General features: G+C 69.0%; 19 protein-coding genes. 7 read left to right on the forward strand and 12 right to left on the reverse strand.

Annotated elements, in window-relative coordinates:
* The 7 genes from VFX99_RS03330 to VFX99_RS03360 form a co-directional block, all read left to right on the forward strand.
* Window positions 1-390: hypothetical protein (locus VFX99_RS03330; protein WP_329664896.1), on the forward strand; the 390-nt coding region annotated here is incomplete at its 5' end.
* A 172-nt stretch (window positions 391-562) separates the two neighbouring features.
* Window positions 563-727, forward strand: coding sequence for a hypothetical protein (locus VFX99_RS03335; RefSeq protein WP_329664897.1), 165 nt, complete (start codon window positions 563-565; stop codon window positions 725-727).
* A complete protein-coding gene (locus VFX99_RS03340) occupies window positions 724-1,008 on the forward strand; it encodes a hypothetical protein (RefSeq protein ID WP_329664898.1) in 285 nt (94 codons plus the stop codon). Before VFX99_RS03335 ends, VFX99_RS03340 begins: the two co-directional genes overlap by 4 nt.
* Before the next feature lie 78 nt (window positions 1,009-1,086).
* Entirely contained in the window at window positions 1,087-2,277 is a 1,191-nt protein-coding gene (locus tag VFX99_RS03345; protein WP_329664899.1) for a hypothetical protein, read from the forward strand.
* 191 nt (window positions 2,278-2,468) lie between these two features.
* Window positions 2,469-2,756, forward strand: coding sequence for a hypothetical protein (locus VFX99_RS03350; RefSeq protein WP_329664900.1), 288 nt, complete (start codon window positions 2,469-2,471; stop codon window positions 2,754-2,756).
* Window positions 2,753-2,977, forward strand: a complete 225-nt coding sequence (locus tag VFX99_RS03355; protein WP_329664901.1) for a hypothetical protein — start codon at window positions 2,753-2,755, stop codon at window positions 2,975-2,977. Before VFX99_RS03350 ends, VFX99_RS03355 begins: the two co-directional genes overlap by 4 nt.
* 220 nt (window positions 2,978-3,197) lie before the next feature.
* Window positions 3,198-3,515 (forward strand): hypothetical protein, encoded by a 318-nt coding sequence (locus VFX99_RS03360; RefSeq protein ID WP_329664902.1) that lies wholly within the window; start codon window positions 3,198-3,200, stop codon window positions 3,513-3,515.
* Between the two features lie 189 nt (window positions 3,516-3,704).
* On the opposite strand, the gene VFX99_RS03365 is transcribed toward VFX99_RS03360, so the two are convergent.
* From VFX99_RS03365 to VFX99_RS03420, 12 genes are all read right to left on the reverse strand, one after another.
* Window positions 3,705-3,947 (reverse strand): hypothetical protein, encoded by a 243-nt coding sequence (locus tag VFX99_RS03365; protein ID WP_329664903.1) that lies wholly within the window; start codon window positions 3,945-3,947, stop codon window positions 3,705-3,707.
* The gene (locus VFX99_RS03370) at window positions 3,944-4,123 is read right to left on the reverse strand and encodes a hypothetical protein (RefSeq protein WP_329664904.1); all 180 of its coding nucleotides are present in this window, start codon (window positions 4,121-4,123) and stop codon (window positions 3,944-3,946) included. The genes VFX99_RS03365 and VFX99_RS03370 overlap by 4 nt, the downstream gene beginning before the upstream one ends.
* Window positions 4,113-4,475, reverse strand: coding sequence for a hypothetical protein (locus VFX99_RS03375; protein ID WP_329664905.1), 363 nt, complete (start codon window positions 4,473-4,475; stop codon window positions 4,113-4,115). Before VFX99_RS03375 ends, VFX99_RS03370 begins: the two co-directional genes overlap by 11 nt.
* An 11-nt stretch (window positions 4,476-4,486) precedes the next feature.
* Window positions 4,487-4,870, reverse strand: a complete 384-nt coding sequence (locus VFX99_RS03380; RefSeq protein ID WP_329664906.1) for a hypothetical protein — start codon at window positions 4,868-4,870, stop codon at window positions 4,487-4,489.
* A complete protein-coding gene (locus tag VFX99_RS03385; RefSeq protein ID WP_329664907.1) occupies window positions 4,867-5,412 on the reverse strand; it encodes a hypothetical protein in 546 nt (181 codons plus the stop codon). Before VFX99_RS03385 ends, VFX99_RS03380 begins: the two co-directional genes overlap by 4 nt.
* Complete coding sequence (locus tag VFX99_RS03390) at window positions 5,409-7,418, reverse strand: VCBS repeat-containing protein (RefSeq protein WP_329664908.1); 2,010 nt, start codon at window positions 7,416-7,418, stop codon at window positions 5,409-5,411. Before VFX99_RS03390 ends, VFX99_RS03385 begins: the two co-directional genes overlap by 4 nt.
* 1 nt (window position 7,419) lies before the next feature.
* Window positions 7,420-8,475: a hypothetical protein gene (locus VFX99_RS03395; RefSeq protein WP_329664909.1), complete on the reverse strand. Its 1,056-nt coding sequence runs from the start codon at window positions 8,473-8,475 to the stop codon at window positions 7,420-7,422.
* Complete coding sequence (locus VFX99_RS03400; RefSeq protein ID WP_329664910.1) at window positions 8,475-11,942, reverse strand: hypothetical protein; 3,468 nt, start codon at window positions 11,940-11,942, stop codon at window positions 8,475-8,477. The genes VFX99_RS03395 and VFX99_RS03400 overlap by 1 nt, the downstream gene beginning before the upstream one ends.
* A 1-nt stretch (window position 11,943) precedes the next feature.
* Entirely contained in the window at window positions 11,944-13,401 is a 1,458-nt protein-coding gene (locus VFX99_RS03405; RefSeq protein WP_329664911.1) for a hypothetical protein, read from the reverse strand.
* The gene (locus VFX99_RS03410; RefSeq protein WP_329664912.1) at window positions 13,401-15,272 is read right to left on the reverse strand and encodes a hypothetical protein; all 1,872 of its coding nucleotides are present in this window, start codon (window positions 15,270-15,272) and stop codon (window positions 13,401-13,403) included. The genes VFX99_RS03405 and VFX99_RS03410 overlap by 1 nt, the downstream gene beginning before the upstream one ends.
* A 433-nt stretch (window positions 15,273-15,705) precedes the next feature.
* Window positions 15,706-16,185, reverse strand: a complete 480-nt coding sequence (locus VFX99_RS03415) for a hypothetical protein (protein WP_329664913.1) — start codon at window positions 16,183-16,185, stop codon at window positions 15,706-15,708.
* A gap of 12 nt (window positions 16,186-16,197) precedes the next feature.
* The gene (locus VFX99_RS03420) at window positions 16,198-17,433 is read right to left on the reverse strand and encodes a hypothetical protein (protein ID WP_329664914.1); all 1,236 of its coding nucleotides are present in this window, start codon (window positions 17,431-17,433) and stop codon (window positions 16,198-16,200) included.

Raw genomic sequence — 17,433 nt, forward strand, 5'->3', positions numbered from 1 at the left:
GAAGCCGATGTCGATCTCCTGTGGGAGTACGACGTGGATACCGTGGCGCTCGAGTGCCCGGGCAACGACGAGGACACCGCTGACAGCCCGTACACGGGCGCGTGGTGCGGCTTCACGGGCGGAGGGAAGACGCACGGCTGCTGCTTTGGCGCGCAGTGCGTCGGGCCCGGCAACTCCAGCGGCACGCGGCCCGGGAGCTGCTGCTACTGCATCCTGCCCAACGGAAACTGTGGAACGCAGCCGGCGTGCGAGACCCAGACGCCGAAGTGGGATTGCGTGCTCGGCTCGCTCGCCGTTCGGCTGAGTCCGTGGTGCAGTCAGTGCGGCGGGGAGTACGGCCACGACGCTGGCCCCGACGAGATCTGCAAGACCGAAGACGACGTGTATTAGGGCCAACGCCCCGAGCGAGCGCCAGGGGCTTTGGCAAGAAGGGCGGGGCCGGTTCAGGGTCCCGCCCTTCGTTTGTCTGCGGACCCATCGGATCTGCGTACTTGACGCTAGGTCAACATTCGTCCGTCAAGACGCTTGACGTACGGTCAAGGTTTCCTGTATCGATGGAGACATGACGCGGGCATCGAAGGCGGACCTGGAACAGGGCAGGCTGAAAATACTCCGCAAGCGGCAGGAAGTCCTCCGCAGCGGGGCGGCCGACGCGCAGGAGCGGGCGAGCCAGATGTGGTCCGCCGCGCTCACCCTCGAGCACGCGATCATGCAGAAGGGGAGATGACGATGATCATGACCAAGGAAGAGATCCATAGCCTCTACGCCCGCTCGATGGCTGGCGGCGACCACCGCACCGCGATGATTTGCTGCCGCGCGCTCGGGGACAGCCTGTCCGACGCCGAGCCCGGCACCGACGGGGCGCTGGTCCGCGAGGAGTTCACCACGCAGGCGGCCGCCGAAGAGGTGGCCCGGATCCTCGCCCGCGAGATCGAGCTGGGGCGGCAGATGGCGGGCAACATCGGCGGGCGCGGCGAACCCATCAAGCCCCCGCCGCGCGCGGCCTGAGACCCTCGCCAGGGGCCGCGCCAGTCGCGACCCCGCACGGGAGCCTCAGGCACCGGACAACCAACCCAGGAGCAGGACATGACGACCATGACGAGCATCATCATCGCGGGGCAGGCGGCCGAGGGAGCGGGGGCGCTCGTGGGATGGCGCGGCCGCGGCGCGCTGTCGCTGGACCAGATCGTGGCCGCCCTCGCGGCGGCCGGATGCCCCGCGGACTGGGCCCCGCGCCCGGAGTCGTGCAAGGCGCATGCGGGCGAAGCCATCCGCGCCCTCAACGGCGAGGGCTACATCGTGCGGTCCGCGGTCCGCAGCGATCAGGACCGCCGCCTGGCGAAGGCCACCGGCCGCACGTGGGATGCGCGCTGGTACGTCGCGCGGTCCGCGGCATCGACCGCCAACGTGGGCGAGTCGGCCGGACAGGTCCTCGTCACCTTCGAGCTCCACGGCGAGGAGCTGGTCGCCCGCGGCGACGCGGTGCTGGCCGCCCGTGTCATCGAGGTCTTTCTCGCGAAGCGAGACACAGAGGCGTTCGAGTCCGGCCGCGTCACCGAGTGGCTGGCCCGCACCCTGCAGAAGCACCTCGGCTGCACGACGCTCGGGCTCGGCTGGTACATCCCGGCCGGCAGTCGGACGCTCGCCAACGCGCTCTGCGTCGCCATGTCCACCAGGTGGGGCCACTCCTGGATCTGCCCGGCGCTCCCGGTCGCAGACAGCGAGGAGCTCCGCATCGGGATCGCGCGCGGTCTGGAGGACGACGTGCGGGCGATTCAGCAGACCCTTGCGAACGAGCGCGCGCAGCGGGACGACAAGCGCGAGATCTCCGAGGCGGTTGCGGCCAGGCTGCTCCGCTCGGTGGGCGAGCTGGCCGAGCGCGTCAGCGCCTACCGCGCCCTCTGCGGCAACGCGGTCGACGCGGCCGTCTCCCTCATCAAGGCGCTCACCGAGGACCTGGCCCGGATCGCCGACGCCACCTCGATCCGCGGCTCGCTCATCGAGCTGGCCGAGCCTCCGGCGCCGCCGCTGCCCCCCGAGGTCTCTCCGGCCGAGCGCGCTGCCGATCAGGCTCTTGCTCGTCGTCAGGAGGGGGCCCGCGAAGCCGGCGCTAGCATCGGCGCTGCCCTGGCCACGCTCACCCTGTCTTCGCATCACCGCGCGGTGGCGCAGCGTGCGGCCGCGCTGGAGGAGAGCCGTCACCGCGATGCGGTCTCGGTCGACCCGAAGGCCGACAACTCCGATCTCGAGCGCGCGTCGCTCCTGGAGTGGGAGTGAGCCATGGTCGTCCTTGTTCGACTGGTCGTCTCCGACCTAGAGCGTCGCGCCATTAGAAGGCGGGCAGGCCAGAGGGGCCTTGCGTCGCGCCGGGAGATTCAGAGCCTGGTGGACATGCTCCTCGAGCATGACGTTGCTGATGCTGTCCACGAACTGCCAACTCGCCGCGACCGGCGGGCGCGGAGGGTTCCATGATCCCGCCGCTCGCCGACCCTCCCCACCGCCGGACCGCGCACGGCGCACCGATGTCTCCGCGCCTGTCCCGCCTTTACACCTGGCTCCAGGCCAACAACGTCGCGCTGACGGATTTCTCCACCGACGAGTGCGTGCAGCGCGAGATGGCGAGACTCAATCGCCTACGGGACGAGCTGGCCGCCGCCCTGTCCAACGCCCAGGAGTACACGCCCTACCTGCACCACCTGGCCACCGACCTGGCCAACCTAATGCGCCGCGTTCCGGCCAACCGGGTGACGCGATGAAACCGACCAAGCGCCAGCTGGAGATCGAGGCGACCCATCTCCGCCAACGCATCATGAAGCTTCACGAGCTGGCGGAGTCGCCCTTGACGTCCGACCCGCTCCTCAACAGGACCGGCATGTACGCCTTCAGGGTAGGTGAACTCCAGGAGGCGATCAGGTTCCTGGTCCTGTTCGCCGGCCTCGACCCGTTGCCGCGCCCGCGCATCCCGGAGGAGCTGTGAAACAGACGGTCCGAGCGAACCCGCCGGTGTGCTGGGTCTGCGACCAGCGACTCTGGCAGCCTTTCTCGTACGTCATGGTCACCGACCCCGACGGCACCACGCACCCGGCGCACGAGAGCTGCGTCAACAGGCCAACTCCCACGGCGCGCCCAACCGCCCCCGACAAGCGTCATCGAGTGTGCGCGACCACAGGCGCGACGCTCCGAACGAGAGGAAGACGATGAGCATCAGCAGGAAGAAGATCACCATGGGCCACGCGATCGACATCGCCCGGCAGATGCACTACGCCGCGTACAACCCCACACCGGACACGGCGCGCCCGTTCAACAAGGTCCTCATCTCCGCCGCGATCGTAGTACAGGCGCCGCACATCCCGGAGTGCTGGGTCGTCCAGATCGAAGCATCGTTCCCGGGCCGACCGATCCAGTACCTGGTCCCGTGGTACGGCGCGTGCGTTTGGGAGCCGGCGCAGATGGTCGAGCGGATCCGGCAGTTCAACGAGAGCGATGGGCGCGGCGGTGACGCGGCGAGTGATTGAGCTGGTCCGCTGCCGAGAGTGCGGATCGATGCCGGGCGATCCTTGCTGGACCCGGCGATCGGCCCGACGCCCTTCCGGCGGCCCGACGCGACCGCATCGAGCCCGGTTCGAGCGCGCGCTCCTGCTCTTGAGCCCGGAGATGTTGCAGGCGCGCGGGCTCCTCGCGGCCGAATGGACAGCTATCGCCGCCTACGTGATGGACGGCGCTCCGTCACCCCTGATCGGGAAGCGCCGGCGGAACTCGGACTGATCCATCTCCGCGGTCGCGCTCGAACCGACTCGCGGGACGTACAGGAAGCGGACCCGGACCGGGGCGTACAGGTCCCAGCTCGGCACCCTGTAGACGGCGGTGACCACCGCTTCTTCGCGGCGATCGACGCTCACCCACTTCTCTCCCGGCGTGACGTGGACGCGGGGCCGGCGCCGCTTCATCCGCGTCGACGCCTCAGGCTGCGCCGGATGCCGTCCAGCTGCAGACCGATCCGGTGCAGCAACTCCGCATCGAACGGGCGCGCCGTCTGGAGCTCCACCTCGGCCTGGTGGAGCAGGTGCACCGCGTCGTCGATCTTCTCGCGCGCCCGCCACGCAGTCTCGTTGTCATCGGCCATGCCTTCCCCAAAGCATGGCAACGATCACAGCGCCGATCACCAGACCAATGATCACGCCGACCAGCACGGCTCGCAGGAGGGCCCGGGTCGTGTCCGTGGCCAGGACCAACCGGTCGCACTCCCGCTGGATGATGATGACCAGCTGCTCCACCGCCCGGTGAAACAGCTCCAGGGTGGCCGGGGCCGGGGTGGTCCGGCCGGCTTCCTCCCCCGCCCTGCGGACCTCCCTGAGGCTGCGGTCGAGCTCCGCCTGGACCTGCGACAGACGGCGGGTCGCGGCCGCCTCGGAGCTCCCAGCCGGCCCCGGCGGCACGCCAGCTCCCTTCCTGGTCATGCGCCGCCAGAGCCCCATGACGCGCTCCGTCACTTCAGGGGCAGACCGGCCGCCAGGAGCTTGCCCAGCCGCTCCATCCGGTCGCCCGACTTGGCCAGCGCCAGCGCGGCCGAGTCCATCACCGTGCGCGCGCGGAGCTCCCACATCTGTTCGAACAGTCGATCGAGGAGGGAAGAAACGCCCGGGGAGAGCTTGACTTTGATGCCGCGCAGTCCGACATCGAGCGCGCGACGATACGCCATGTGCGCCTCGGCCTTGTCGTCGATCCCGACCTTGGCCAACTGCGAGAACACGTGCCGGGCAGCCGTCTCGATGATCTCGCGCGTGGTCTTGTTGCGCCTGAGGATGTAGTCGATCGCGCGCTCGACGAGCATCGCGCCGAGTCCGCTGGCGAGGAGGGTCTCGAGAATCATGGTGCGACTCCTGGTACGGGTTCGGTGGGTGGACCGGCGGTGACGGCGGCCGCCGCGGTGGGTGGAAGGGGCGCGGTCACGACGGCCGGCACCGGCTTCGGCTGGACCTTCCGGGCGCGGCGGCCGGCTCGCGCGGCCCGCTCCTTCTCGAGCTCAGCGCGCAGGCTGTCGACGTCGGCCCGGAGCTCGGCGATCTGCTGGCCGGTCGGGTCGAGCTTCTGCTTGGTGTCCTGGTAGGCCTCCTCGACGACGGCCGCGGCCTGGACCGCCGTGGCCTTCGCCACCTCGGCGCGGCCTTCGACCACCTCGACCTTGTCCTGTACCGCCGACACGTCATCGTCGGTGCGGAAGCTCTTCCAGAATGCGCCGCCTGACAGCGCGGTCAGGATGCTGATCACGAAGAACACCGTGCGCTTTTTGATGTCGATGCGGAAGTGGCCCGCGGTGACCGCGACCAACGTCTCGCCGTCGGTGATGGGCTTGTTGCGCTGCGTGTCGGCCGGACTGTCGTTGGCTACCGGCGTCGGAATGGTGTCGCTCACGGCGTCCTCACCTCCACCACAATCCCAGCCCCGTTGGCGGACGAGAAAGTCGGTGTGCACGCGGTCTGGTTCAGAGCACCCTGGCCTTCGAGGGTGGACGCGCCGGCCGCAACGTTCGCGTCGGAGAACTCGAGCAGGTCAGCGTCGGGGCTGACGGTGCTGGCGATGTCGAGACCGACCCAGCATAGCAGCCGGCTGCCGCTGCTATTCAGCGCGCCGGGCAGCGTGGCGGTAAAGGTGGTCCCAGCTGCGACCGTGGCGCTGGCCGACTGCGGGGTGGCGCCGCTGCCGTTGGTGCCGCTCGTGTCGGCGCCAGCGCACTGCACCACCTGCCAGATGGCGCTCGTCTGGGTCTGCCCGGCAAAGTCGTAGGTGACCGCGCCGGAGCTCGGCGAAGCGCCCAGCGCGCGCAGCACGGTGAGCCGTCGGGTGGAGAACGTCACCGACCGCTCGACGACCCAGGTCAGACCGTTCCCGGTCGCGGTCGGCTGCGAGGGGCCAGCCCCGGTCGCGGTCTCGACGACGGCGTAGAGCGGGCGGTTCCCGACGGGCGAGATGGAAGCCGTGTTGTAGGAGCTGGCGTCCGGCGACGTCTGCGATCCCGCGGTGAGGAGCGAGCACGTGACCTCCGGCGCGGCCGCGGGCGCTACGAAGGTGAGGAGCGGGTTCTCCCACGCGACCAGCCCGAGCCCTGGGTCGGTGCCGTTCGGCATGTGCTGCTCGGTCCAGAAGCAATCCTTGTCCCCGTCCCCGTCGGCATCGAAACAGATCGTGTTGTCGCCCTTGACGTCCGAGTCGGCGTCGAGGTTGCCGCTGATCTCGCCGCGCGCGAAGGTGGGCGAGAGCGCCGTGCCGCCGACCTTGTACCAGACGTACGCCGACAGGTTCTGCGCGTTCGAGAACGAGAAGACGAGATCGGTCGTCGAATCGTTGTCGATGTCGCCGGCCCAGACGTGCTGGCACTGCCCGACCCCGCTCGGCATCGGCACGTTGATCGTCGTCGGGAACGAGTTGAAGTTGCCGCCGTTGAGAAGGATGTAGGCGGTGTTCGTCCCGGTGCCGTTCGACCTGCACCCGACGATGTCCAGGTCGGTGTCTCCGTCGTGATCGTACAGGGTGAACCACTTGTGGTCGCCCTCGCCGCCGAAGTAGCGAACCGGCGCGGCGAAGACTCCCGGCGTGGTCGCCTTCATCACCGTGATGCCCTGGTTGCCGCCGCCCGGTGTGGGGCAGTCGATCGGCTCGCGATCGGTGAACACGCAATCGATGTCGGTGTCGCCGTCGAGGTCCTGGCAGTAGAGCTGCATGACCCAACCGACCGGCGTGATCGGCACGAAAGCCCAGCTCGCGCCCGTCCGCGGGGTCGCGCTCACGTAGTAGCCGAGCGACGCGGCGACGCACGGCCCGCTCGACTCCTTGCCGCCGACCACGATCTCATTCCCGGCGATGCCGTCGATGTTGACGATCGCCGCGCGCATGGACCGGTTCCCGGCCGAGGCGGTCAGGTCCGCCTGCGTCCAGTTCGTGGCCTCGAGCAGCTCGTTCAAGCTGTTCGGCGGAGTCGGCCCGAAGAACGCCGACACGCGCACGGTGCCGGTCTCGCACGCCGCCACGACGTCGAGCTGACCGTCGGCCGGGTTGTCCAGCTCGCCGATGACGACGTCCTCCGCGGAGCAGAGGTTCGCTGCAGCCGGCAGCACGACGCGCGGCCAGTCGCCGGTCCAGACCGTGGTGGGGCCCGGGTTGAACGAGAGGGACAGGCGAAGTCCCTGCTCGTACCCGACGGCGATGTCGGGACCGTTCGCCCCGTCGACGTCGGCCGCGTCCACCCCGTCCGCGCCATCGAGGTTGCCGGTGCCGGACGATCCCGTCGCGATGACGCGCATCGACCACGCCGTGGCCAGGTCGATCCCGCCGCGGCCGAGGATGATGATGGCGGCGATCGTGGACGCGAGCACGGCGGCGCCCCCCACCGCGGTCCGGGTAACGGTCGGTCGGATGCTCATCTCACGCCTCCCACTGGAAGAGGGACCAGGCCATGGTCCGGACCGTGGTCGTTCCGACGGACACGCGGTGCTGCATCCGCCAGGTGGCCGGGGTCCCGGACAGCGTCCCGGTCGTGGTGAACCAGTCCTTCGTGCCGGTGATCGCCGCCGCGCTGATCTGGATCGAGTTGGTGCCGTCGAAGATGCGGAAGTCGGCCGTGCCCGATCCGGCGGTCCTGCGCGCCTTGACCGCCATCTTCACCGGGATCGCGTTCGGCCGCTGCAGGGTGCCACGCATCGTCGTCTCGATCCGCATCGCGGAGCTGTCGGCGATGAGATCGGTGAAGCTTGTGGAGCTCGAGCTCGGGTCGGACGCGGTGTCCTCCTGGTAGTTGCTGCACCACGCGAAGAGCTGCGACGCGTTGTGCCGCCAGAGCTCGCGCGCCGCGGTCGCCAGCTCCTCGATGGCCAGGCGCTTGATCGGCGCACCGCGCCCATACCGGCCCGGGTTGCAGATGACGAGGACCTGGTCGTCGGCCTCGCGCACCGGCGTCTCCACCGCGGTGAGGTACGCCAGCCGGGCGCCGAAGAGGCAGCGCGTCTCGCAGTAGTACTCCGTGTCCTGCGCGAGCCCGGTGATGCGCGTCATGTTGTGGCTGATGACGTCGGCCCCGAGGATGTCGCCGGTGACGGTGCTGTCATAGACCAGCGAGCCCTCGTTCCCGATGTTCATGCGCACGTCGTCGCTCGCGCGGTAGACGTCCACGATGACTTGCGCAGGGATTCCCGGAAAGATCGACTCGGTGGCGGTGAGGCCGACGTACGCATCGATCGAGGTGACGTTCTCCCCGGTTCGGAAGTAGAAGCTCCATACCACCGCCGGGGACGACGGCGGCGAGATCATGTGGCGGAGGTCCTGCGACTTGCAGATGAGGAGCTTCCTCTGCCGCGTGGCCACCGCGTTGTACGCCTCGGCGAAGCGTCGGAACCCGCCCGCCGTGGGGATGCGCCCGTTCCGCGCGGCGATCTCCGGGTGGAAGAGCGAGGGCAGTTGCCGGGAGACGTGGTGCTTGGCCATTAGAGGTTGACCGGTCCAAGGTGGAAGCGCTGCCAGCCGCGCAGCCGCGCCTGCGCCGCGGAGTCCGACGTCATGATCTCGACCGTCACCCACGTCATCCCCGGGATGTCGGCCGGGACGACGTCGAGCTCTTGCGCGGTGACGGCGGTGTCGGTCGTGCTGCCGGTGTGGGTGAACGTCACCTGCTTGTGCGCGCCAGAGAACTTCGGCGGAGCCCCAGAGCTCCCCCGCGGCGGAAACTTGCTGCTCGTCACCCGGAGGGAGCACGTCTCCGCCGCGTTCGCGATCCCAAGGATCGGCGCGATGACGAGTTTGCGGACCGCCGACGAGTGCGGGGTCATCCCGATGAAGTAGGGGTAGACCTGCAGGAGACGGAAGTCCTCCACCGTGTTGGTGTGCCGGTCCATGTAGAGCACCGGCATGTGCGGCGCGGTGATGTACGAGATGAGGACGTTCAGGTTGACGGTGTGATCGAACGCGATCCCGCCGTGCACCGGGCGCCCCTCGTCGTCCGCCTCGTTCGGCGGCAGCCGGTAGGGGAAACTGTTCGGCTGCGTCCGCGTGAAGCCCCAGCTCTGGTCATCGCCGAACTCGTTCGCCTCGATCAGGTTCTCGATGAGCCCGTCCTCGTCGGCGATGTACGCGGCCAGCTCCTGGCTCTCCTGCACGACGGAGAAGAGCTGCGGCACGATCCGGTACTGCAGCGTGGTGCTGTACGCGGGCGAGGCCAGGTCGGCGGTGAAGCGGACGTAGTCATCGGTCGCATCCACCGCGCCGCTCGCCGCCAGCGTCCGATCCCACGCGGTGATCGAGGCGGGGTTGGCCGGATCGATCTCGTAGATGCGGACGAGGTCCCCGTTGGCGAGGAGCGAGACGTCGTGCGGGTCGGTCGACCGCGAGTAAGCATGCGCCTTCACCTTCAGGGCCGGCCCGCCCGCTGCCGTGTTCGCGTAGCCGGACGTGAAGGTGATGCCGTCCACGGTGCCGCTGAAGGCCGTGTCCACCTCGACGGCGGGCGCCATCGGGAAGCACCGATCCTCGTCGGTGAAGAGGAGCTCGACCTCGCCGAACGGATCCTGTCCCTCGTGCCCGAACGTGTGGCTCACCGCGAAGGCGATGCAGCCTCGATTCGTGAGGCCCCGGATCCCGCTCGTCGGATCGCGCACGTCGCTGTCAGACAGCGCGACGGTCGCGCCGGGCGCCATGTGGTAGAGCGTCGGCGCGATCGTTCGGCTGACCATCTTCATCGGCCGGCCGAACGCGGGCAGGACGCGCGCCACCAGCGACGCCGCCAGCGACTCGACGGCGGCTCCGGTCCCGGCTGCGTCGCTGAAACTGTTGACCGCGTCGATCGTGCACGCCTCGGTGGCGCCGTACGTCGCGATCGAGGTCTCGTCGCGCACGACCAGATGATCGCGGAACGAGCCGGTCGGCGACCGGTTGTAGTTGACCTTGATCACGTTGCAGAGGTGCTCTTTCGTCACCTCGGTCGCCGACACCAACATGTCGGTCTGTCCGGCCGGCGCCGCCTTGTTCGAGTCGTCGAGCGTGAAATCCGGTGAAATGGGGCTCGGCGACGGCGGCGAAACGATCTGAAAGAACTCGTCCTTCCAGATGATCCAGCCGAACCGCAGGACCAGCTCCGGGACCAGGATGTCGACCAGCTTCCGCGGCCGATCCAGCACGACCATCATCGACTCGTGCTTGTCGGCTTGGTCGAGCGCGCGCACCGACTCCAGCCACGGCGCGCCGAGCAGGGAGAACGGGATGCCCGGGCACCCCATCCCCTTCGGAAACGAGTCGAAGGTGCCGTGGTTGATCCCGCGCCCGTCGGTACTGACGATGAGCCGGGTGACGATGTCGGTGAACGAGCCGGCGAGCGTGACGACCTGCATGACGTCCATGCGCTCGTCTTCGTCGTCCACGGTCCGGCCGAGGAGGACGTCCGGTCCGTCGCCCTGCGAGTACCCCGCGAAGTTGAGCGAGAAGCCCACGTCGTCGAGCCGGGTGGCCGAGACGCGCCGAGCCAGGAAGAGCGAGTCGCCGATCCGGATCAACGAACGGTCCTCGCCCGGCCCGACCTCCACCTTGAGCGCGGCCGGCAGGAAGTCGCTGTGCGTCACCCACGTCCCATCGCTCGACTCCAGGTCGAGCGTAAGACCTACCTCGCGCGACGTGCGGTGGTCGGTCTGGAACGGCTTGGTCACGTAGGGCGGACCGCTCGACGTGAGGACGATCGTGGTGCCCGCGTCGCTACCCTTCACCACGCGCCATGGCTTCGTCGAGTCGCTGGTCGGAAGGATCGCCCCGTCGCCGCCCGTCGCGCCGGAGCGGCCGCCGAAGCCGAGGAACTGGAGCGCGTGGCGACTGTTGCTGTAGAGAATGATCGTTCGATCGCCATCGGTCCCGAACACCGCGCGGATGACGGTGCGCCGCCCGCCGTTCCCAGCTTCGATCCCGAAGTGCCATTGCGCGTCCAACGCCTCCGAGGACACCCAGCGGTTCAGGATGGCGAGGAACTCGTCCAGCTCGTAGTAGCCTTCATCCACCTCGTCGTTCCCGCTCGCGCCGGACGCTACCACCGTGAGCGGGTTGGACTCGGTGTACGTGCTCGGGTAGTCGCTCTCCGCCGCGATGAAGGTGTCACCGGCCTGGAGGCGGATGCCGCTCGGGACGCGGCCCACCCACTGCGCCTTGAGGAGGACGGCATCACGGATGGCGCCGCGGAGGTCCTCGCAGCCGATGATCGTGGTACCGGTCCGCGGGTCCTCGCGCAGCGACACGATCCGGCCGGCGAACTCGAGTTGCGCCTGCGTGTACGTGTTCCACACCTCGCCGTTGATGAGATGGATGCGGAGCGCGACTTTCTTTCCGATCCAGGTCGGCGTGGAGCGGATGACCGGCGCCGGACCCGCATCCCAGTTCTGGTCCGCCGGAGTCTGCACCGCATCCGAGTAGTGGTCCGCCTCCGCGCCGAACGGCTGATGCTTTCCGAAGCCGGCCGCGGCGACGGTGAACGACGTCGCGCTCGCCACCGTCACCTCGACTTCGCGGCCGCCGATGAAGAGCTGATTCTCCGGCGGCGAACCGGGCACGCCGTTCGTGTCCTCCACCTCGATCGTCCCCGAGCCATCCGCGGCCGCCTCAAAGGGCGCGGTGAGGCGCGTGCTGAATCGCGGCCTCGACTTCCAGACGTCGATCCCAAACTGGTCGGTCGGGTCGGGCAGGATCTCGAAGGTGAGCGTGGGGACGTCGATCGTCTGCGCCCACGGCGTGAGGCTCTGTCGGATCGTGCCCTTCACCTTCAGGCCGGGCAGCGCCTGCGTCCAGCCGCTCCCCACCCACGCGGTCAGGACCGGCGTGACGTTCTTGGCGTCGGTGAGGAGGTACTTGTATCCCTCGATCGCCAGGACGAACCCGATGCGGGCACTGCCAACATCGCGCAGGACTGTGGACGTCAGCGCCATATCAGAGCGGCCCCGATCGGATCTCGATAGCGATGCCGCCGAGCGGCGTCGGCGACGCCTGCGAGACGTCGCACGCGGTCAGCGTGAGCGCGCTCTGCGTCTGCGCCCGGGCGCCCGGCGAACCGATCGCCCCCTCGCCGTGCTCCGTGAACCCCGCCTGCGGATCCATCGTCACCGTGTTCGAGTCATTGAAGTACGCGGCAAAGGCCCGGTTCGTCACGTGCTCCAGCGCCGACAGGTTGAGCGGAAGCGCCGTGCCGCTCGACGTCGATCCGGTCTGCGCCGCCTGATTCCCGACCGCGGTGGCCCCGTTGCTGCCGCCCGTGTCGACGCCCGCGAACTTCACGATCGACCACGCACACGCCGTCACCGTGGCCGGGAACGTGAAGGTCACCGTGCCGGTGAATGGAGCGGCCGGCATCGCTCGCCACAGCGAGCAGTTATGCGCTGGGTTCGTCGTGTCGAAGTCCACCTGCGCGATCTGGGTCGCCACCAGCGTCGTGCCCGCGCCGGTCTCGGAGACATCGCTCGGCGGTGGCGCATCGGTGCTGGTCTGCGAGCAGCACACCGCCAGGAGCACCAGCTCGCCGGCCGCCACCGTGATCGACGCGGAGTCGAAGGTCGTCCCGTCCACGCTGCTACCCGCGCTGGTGAGGTGCGTCGCGACGATCGTGTCGCGGCCCTGCTCACCGGTCTCGATGAGCACGAGCCGGGGCAGCTCCACCTTCCACGGTCCGGCCGCCCATCCGTCGGAGAACTGCTCCGGTCGGAACTGCTTGAGGTCGGTCACGGAGTACTTCGCGAACGCCGAGGCGCTCGCGTCGGGAAAGAACCGCACGGGACCGGTCGGTGTGCCCCACGCGGCCGTGCCCCACACGCCTTCCTCCACGAAGCGCTGGAACGATTCGCCGGTCGTCGCCTCGTTCGCCTTCGACGCGCGCGATCGCTTGACCGTTTCCCAGCGCAGGAAGCTCGTCTCCTTGAGCTGTCCCATGAACCCCCACACGACACCGGCCGCGTTCTCGACGGTGCGAAAGTCCGCCTCCGGCCAGCCTCCCCACGGCGAGACCTCGTTCGGCGCGAGGTAGGGACAGTCCGCGATCCAGAGCGAACGGGCGTGGTTCGTCGCCAGGTAGGTCGACGCGCCCGACAGGTTGCCGGTGTAGCCGAGCAGGTCGCGGAGGTCGAGATCGATCCAGGTGATCGCGAAGGTCCCGCCCCCCGATGCGATCGTCACCTTGCCGGTGCCGAGTTCGCCGTTCCCGACGCTCACCGTGAGCGTGTCGGTCGGCGCGGCCGCGTTCAGCTGGGTCTGCAGCTCCGAGAGGAGCTCGGGGAGGAAGTAGGTCCCGGCCGGCACGCTCCACGCGACGTCGCCGCCCGCGCCGGAGTCGTTGATGGTCCCATCCCAACCGGCCACAGGCACGGTGATCTGCGCTTCGAGCCGGCCGAACGGCATCAGCCCCTCCTCACGTTGGAGGTGCGGACCTGGCCGTTGCCCTGGCGGACCGCTCGATAGACAAGGTCACGCTGCTCCAGGTCGGTGAGGCCAAGGAAGTCCCGGCCGAGGAGGATCACGGTCTGCCGCTCCGCGGGCGCCGCTGCCGCCGACTCGCGTCCGACTCTGCCGCCGAGCGCCGACCCAGTCCCTCCGCCCGCGCTCGGCGCGCGCCACTGCCCGGTCGCCGACCCCATCCCGCGCGCTGCCGAGCCCGCGGCGATCGCCAGCCCGCCGAACATGGCCGCGGCGGCGAAGTGCTGCCCGGCGCTCTGTCCCATGATCGGCCCGAACGCCAGCGCACCGACGCCGTATGCAGTGTGCTTGATCGCCTCGATCCCGGCCTGGACCGCGGTGTGCCGGAGGACCTCTCCGATCCCCTCGGCGAACGCCCGGCCGATGCTCTTCTGGCCGGTGATCCACGCGTCGAACGCCGCGCCGGCCGCCTGCGCCACGCCGGTGAAGACCTGGCCGAGCGTCTGCAGCGCCACCGTGGTGAGCTCGATGTCGCCCGGCGTTCCGAAGACCGTTTCCAGGATCGTCTTCCCGCGCGCCTGCTCCGCCATCTCGACGTTCGCGCGCGCGATCGCGGCGGCCGCCTCGGCCCCCCGGCTGATGCCCTCGATGCCGGTCTCTCGCTGATCGGCCGCCTCGCTGATCGGTCGCCACCCCCGAGAGCGCGGATCCTTGATCGCGTCCACGAGGTTCAGCACCGTCGACTTGGCGGCGTCGTAGACGGTGCGCATCTCCTCTGCGACGGCGCGCGCGTCCACTTCGATCTCTTCGACCTTCAGCTTGGCCGGGACGCTGATGTCTGGCGTCTTCAGCGCGCCGAGCTTCACCCACGAGGGGAGTTGCTGGTCCGAGATCGTGGCCCGCGATCGGATCTGCGCGAGGATCTCCTCGACGGTCGGCGTGCGACGCCCGGGCCCCGTGGCGATCGCCTGCTCGAGCGTTTCGCCGAGTCGGGTCTGCTGATCGATCCGGTACGGCGCGCGGCGCTGGCGCCGACGCTCCGTGTCCCAGTCGAACGTCTCATCCATCCAGGCGAAGAAGTCCTCCCGGACGTCGCGGAGCTTTTCGTCCCAGTCGGCCACCTTGGTGATCGCGTCGGCCATCCCTGCGGTGAAGTCGGCCAGCGCCGAGATCGCGGGCGCGAGCTGGATCGCCAGCCGGCCGAGCGCGCCCTTGAGATCGTCCACCGCGTCTGACCACTGCACGCCTGCGCGTTCGAAGTCGTCGCCCACGAGCGTGGTCTTCCCGCCGAGCGACTGGACACGGGCCTCCATCACCTCGAGCAGCTCGGTCTTCGACTTCACCTCGATGCCGAACTCCTTCAGCGCGCGGCTGGATCCCTTCGTGATCGACTCGGCCAGCGCGTCGACCGTGGGCTTGAGCTCCTTGCCCATGGACACGCGGAGCGCGTTGGCGCCACGCAGGACCAGCTCCATCTCCTGCTGATTCAGCCTCCAGATCGCGTTCTGCGTCCGGCCGGCGAACGCCAGGAGATCGTCCGTCTCGACGAGTCCCTGCACCGACGCGCGAAGCCGGTCGACGTTGATCCCGGCGGCCGCGCTTTCCAGGCGCAGGTCTTCCAGGTACGCCCGCGCCGAGACCTGGAGCCCCTTGAAGATCGCGATCCCGGCGCCGACCGCGGCGCCGATCTTCGTCCACGTCGCGATCTGCGCGTGGAGCCGGGCGTTCCCTTCGTTCAGGTCGTTGAGGAGCGCCTTCGCGCGGTCACGCTCGACACCCTTCAGGCGCTTGACCGCCGCCTCCGCCTGGGAGGTGTCGTTCGTGTAGATCGTCTTGACGCGGTTGACGATGTCCATCAGCGTGGCTCACGGGTCTTTCGCTCGCGCTCTAGCTCGGCCTGCCGTTCGATCTCGACGTCGGCGACTGCGCTGGCCGCGACCTCGACGTAGTAGTTGAGCGCGGGCGACTTCGATCGCCCATCGATCCAGACTGGGAGCTGGCCTTTCTCCCACCAGAGATGCGCGCTCCACGCTTCCATGACGAGCGGGAGGGCGATGAGGTAGCCAGGACAGGTGTCGCACGCCGGGACAGACGCCGATCCAGGTCGCGGATAGTTGCCACGGTGATTGGGTAGCCGAGGAAGGTGCCCACAGTTCCAGTCCTGCCGCTGGATCTCGGTCTGGTTTCGCTGGCACTCGCCGCAGTCGAGATAGCCGGTCTGGTTGCCCCCGTTGATCCGGCTGCGCCGGCGGTGCGACCAGACGTGCGGCGCGATCCGGATCCCATCGACTACCCTTGCGGAGGGATGATGTCCGACCACACGCGGTTGGACAGGCGGATCAGGCGACCAGTATCAAGGAACCCCTTCTCGTCTCGGAGCAACATGTCGAGCTGCTCGCTCTTGACCGCCTCGAACCCGCCGCGCCGTGGATCGCGCGCGCGCTTGAGCTCCAGCGGCTGACCGTCCTCCGTCTTCACGCCGCGCACAGCGACGAGCGCCAGCGCGAGGAGATCCAGGTTGCTGGCCAGGTTGTTCTTGCCCGGCTGCACCCGATCGACGGCCCACGTGATCTCGTCGGCGGACAGGTGGCGGAAGCGCCACACGACCGGGGGCTCGGCCCCGGTGCGGAGCGGCAGGCTGCCCAGCTCGCCGAGCTCCATGGCACGAACGTAGAACGAGCGCCAGTCGGCGCCCGATTGATCGATGGCCGGGTCCTCCTCGTCCACGTGGACGTACTCCCCGGCCAGACTGGTGGTGCGAACGATCAAACGATCCTCCTCTCAGGCAAAGCCCATGCGCCACGCGGAGCGGGTGAGCTCGCTGGTGTCGGTCGCCCCCTTGAGCGCCTCGAGCGTCACGCGCGTCCGGTTGTATCCCCCATCGTTGATCTGGATCGGCTCGTTGACGAGCTTCATGCGCGGGAAGTAGATGCCCCACGCGCGCCCGTCCGCGGTGCTCGCGGAGTACATGACGTGATAGAAAGGGCGCGTGTTCGGATCCACGTTGGCGCGCGCCCGCCAGGTGTACGTGCCGGTGGCTTCGGCGTCGACCACAAACTCCAGCGTGGTCTTGCCGGTGCGGCGCCGGTAGCTCTGGTAGACCTGCCCCTCGAAGTTGCCGCCGGTGCCCTTGATGCCCTCGCCGGTGTCGCCGAAGTTGATGACGACCGAGCGCGCAACCTCGGTCAGGCGCGTCGTCGTGCCGACCTCGTTGTACGCCAGCGATCCGTTCGCGCACGGGCTGGCCGAGTGCTTCTGTGCCACGGTGGCCGACGGGAAGGTGCCGCTCGACGTCGTGGCGTGCGACACGCCGATCGTCGCCTCCCACTGCGGGATCTCGCCCGGGCTGGTCTGCGTCACCTTGAAGTCCACCATGTAGCAGCCGCGCAGGATGAAGTGGCCGTTGCTCGTGAGCACGTGCATGCGGAACGAGGTGCCCACCTCGAACACGCCGCCGCTCTCGTTCGGATGGATCATCCGGCTGGCGAAGAGCACGTCGGTGGCGTTCGGGGCGGCCGGCGCGCCGAGGAGCAGGGTCAGGCTGTTCGCCGCGTGCGTAGCGACCGGTAGCCACTGACCGCCGACGCGGGTGTCGGCGATCTGTCCGCCGTGGACGAGCCCGCCCGCCGCCACCCCGCTGGCCGCGGTCGTGGTGGGGACGAGCGCGGTCCCGCCGGTGAAGGTGGTCCCGGTCGCCAGGCCGGTCACCGACGCGCCGACGAGCAGTCCGAGGAAGGTGACCATCTCGGACGATGGCACGGCGCCAACCGCGGTCGCGCCGAGCCCGGTGAGCCGGCCGGTGAGCTTGACGGTCTTGCCCTCGAACGGCATGAGCACGTCCTGGTAGCCCTCGTGCGCGTACTGCTTGGTGAAGTCCGAAGGCTCCATCGTGCGCGCGAGGCCGGTCAGGTCGACCATGTCAATCAGCGGCAGCGCGGCGCTGAACGTGGAGGCAGTCTCACAGAAAGCCGCCTCCGTGTTGTAGAGGACGTTCGTCAGCTCGGCGAGGTTCGACAT

Source organism: Microbacterium sp. (assembly GCF_036277215.1).
Taxonomy (GTDB): domain Bacteria; phylum Actinomycetota; class Actinomycetes; order Actinomycetales; family Microbacteriaceae; genus Microbacterium.

Bases quoted from the DNA above. Each gene is read 5' to 3' on its own strand.
- VFX99_RS03335 (WP_329664897.1), top strand. From the start codon at position 563: ATGACGCGGGCATCGAAGGCGGACCTGGAACAGGGCAGGCTGAAAATA.
- VFX99_RS03340 (WP_329664898.1), top strand. From the start codon at position 724: ATGACGATGATCATGACCAAGGAAGAGATCCATAGCCTCTACGCCCGC.
- VFX99_RS03345 (WP_329664899.1), top strand. From the start codon at position 1,087: ATGACGACCATGACGAGCATCATCATCGCGGGGCAGGCGGCCGAGGGA.
- VFX99_RS03350 (WP_329664900.1), top strand. From the start codon at position 2,469: ATGATCCCGCCGCTCGCCGACCCTCCCCACCGCCGGACCGCGCACGGC.
- VFX99_RS03355 (WP_329664901.1), top strand. From the start codon at position 2,753: ATGAAACCGACCAAGCGCCAGCTGGAGATCGAGGCGACCCATCTCCGC.
- VFX99_RS03360 (WP_329664902.1), top strand. From the start codon at position 3,198: ATGAGCATCAGCAGGAAGAAGATCACCATGGGCCACGCGATCGACATC.
- VFX99_RS03365 (WP_329664903.1), bottom strand. From the start codon at position 3,947: ATGAAGCGGCGCCGGCCCCGCGTCCACGTCACGCCGGGAGAGAAGTGG.
- VFX99_RS03370 (WP_329664904.1), bottom strand. From the start codon at position 4,123: ATGGCCGATGACAACGAGACTGCGTGGCGGGCGCGCGAGAAGATCGAC.
- VFX99_RS03375 (WP_329664905.1), bottom strand. From the start codon at position 4,475: ATGGGGCTCTGGCGGCGCATGACCAGGAAGGGAGCTGGCGTGCCGCCG.
- VFX99_RS03380 (WP_329664906.1), bottom strand. From the start codon at position 4,870: ATGATTCTCGAGACCCTCCTCGCCAGCGGACTCGGCGCGATGCTCGTC.
- VFX99_RS03390 (WP_329664908.1), bottom strand. From the start codon at position 7,418: ATGAGCATCCGACCGACCGTTACCCGGACCGCGGTGGGGGGCGCCGCC.
- VFX99_RS03395 (WP_329664909.1), bottom strand. From the start codon at position 8,475: ATGGCCAAGCACCACGTCTCCCGGCAACTGCCCTCGCTCTTCCACCCG.
- VFX99_RS03400 (WP_329664910.1), bottom strand. From the start codon at position 11,942: ATGGCGCTGACGTCCACAGTCCTGCGCGATGTTGGCAGTGCCCGCATC.
- VFX99_RS03405 (WP_329664911.1), bottom strand. From the start codon at position 13,401: ATGCCGTTCGGCCGGCTCGAAGCGCAGATCACCGTGCCTGTGGCCGGT.
- VFX99_RS03410 (WP_329664912.1), bottom strand. From the start codon at position 15,272: ATGGACATCGTCAACCGCGTCAAGACGATCTACACGAACGACACCTCC.
- VFX99_RS03420 (WP_329664914.1), bottom strand. From the start codon at position 17,433: ATGTCGAACCTCGCCGAGCTGACGAACGTCCTCTACAACACGGAGGCG.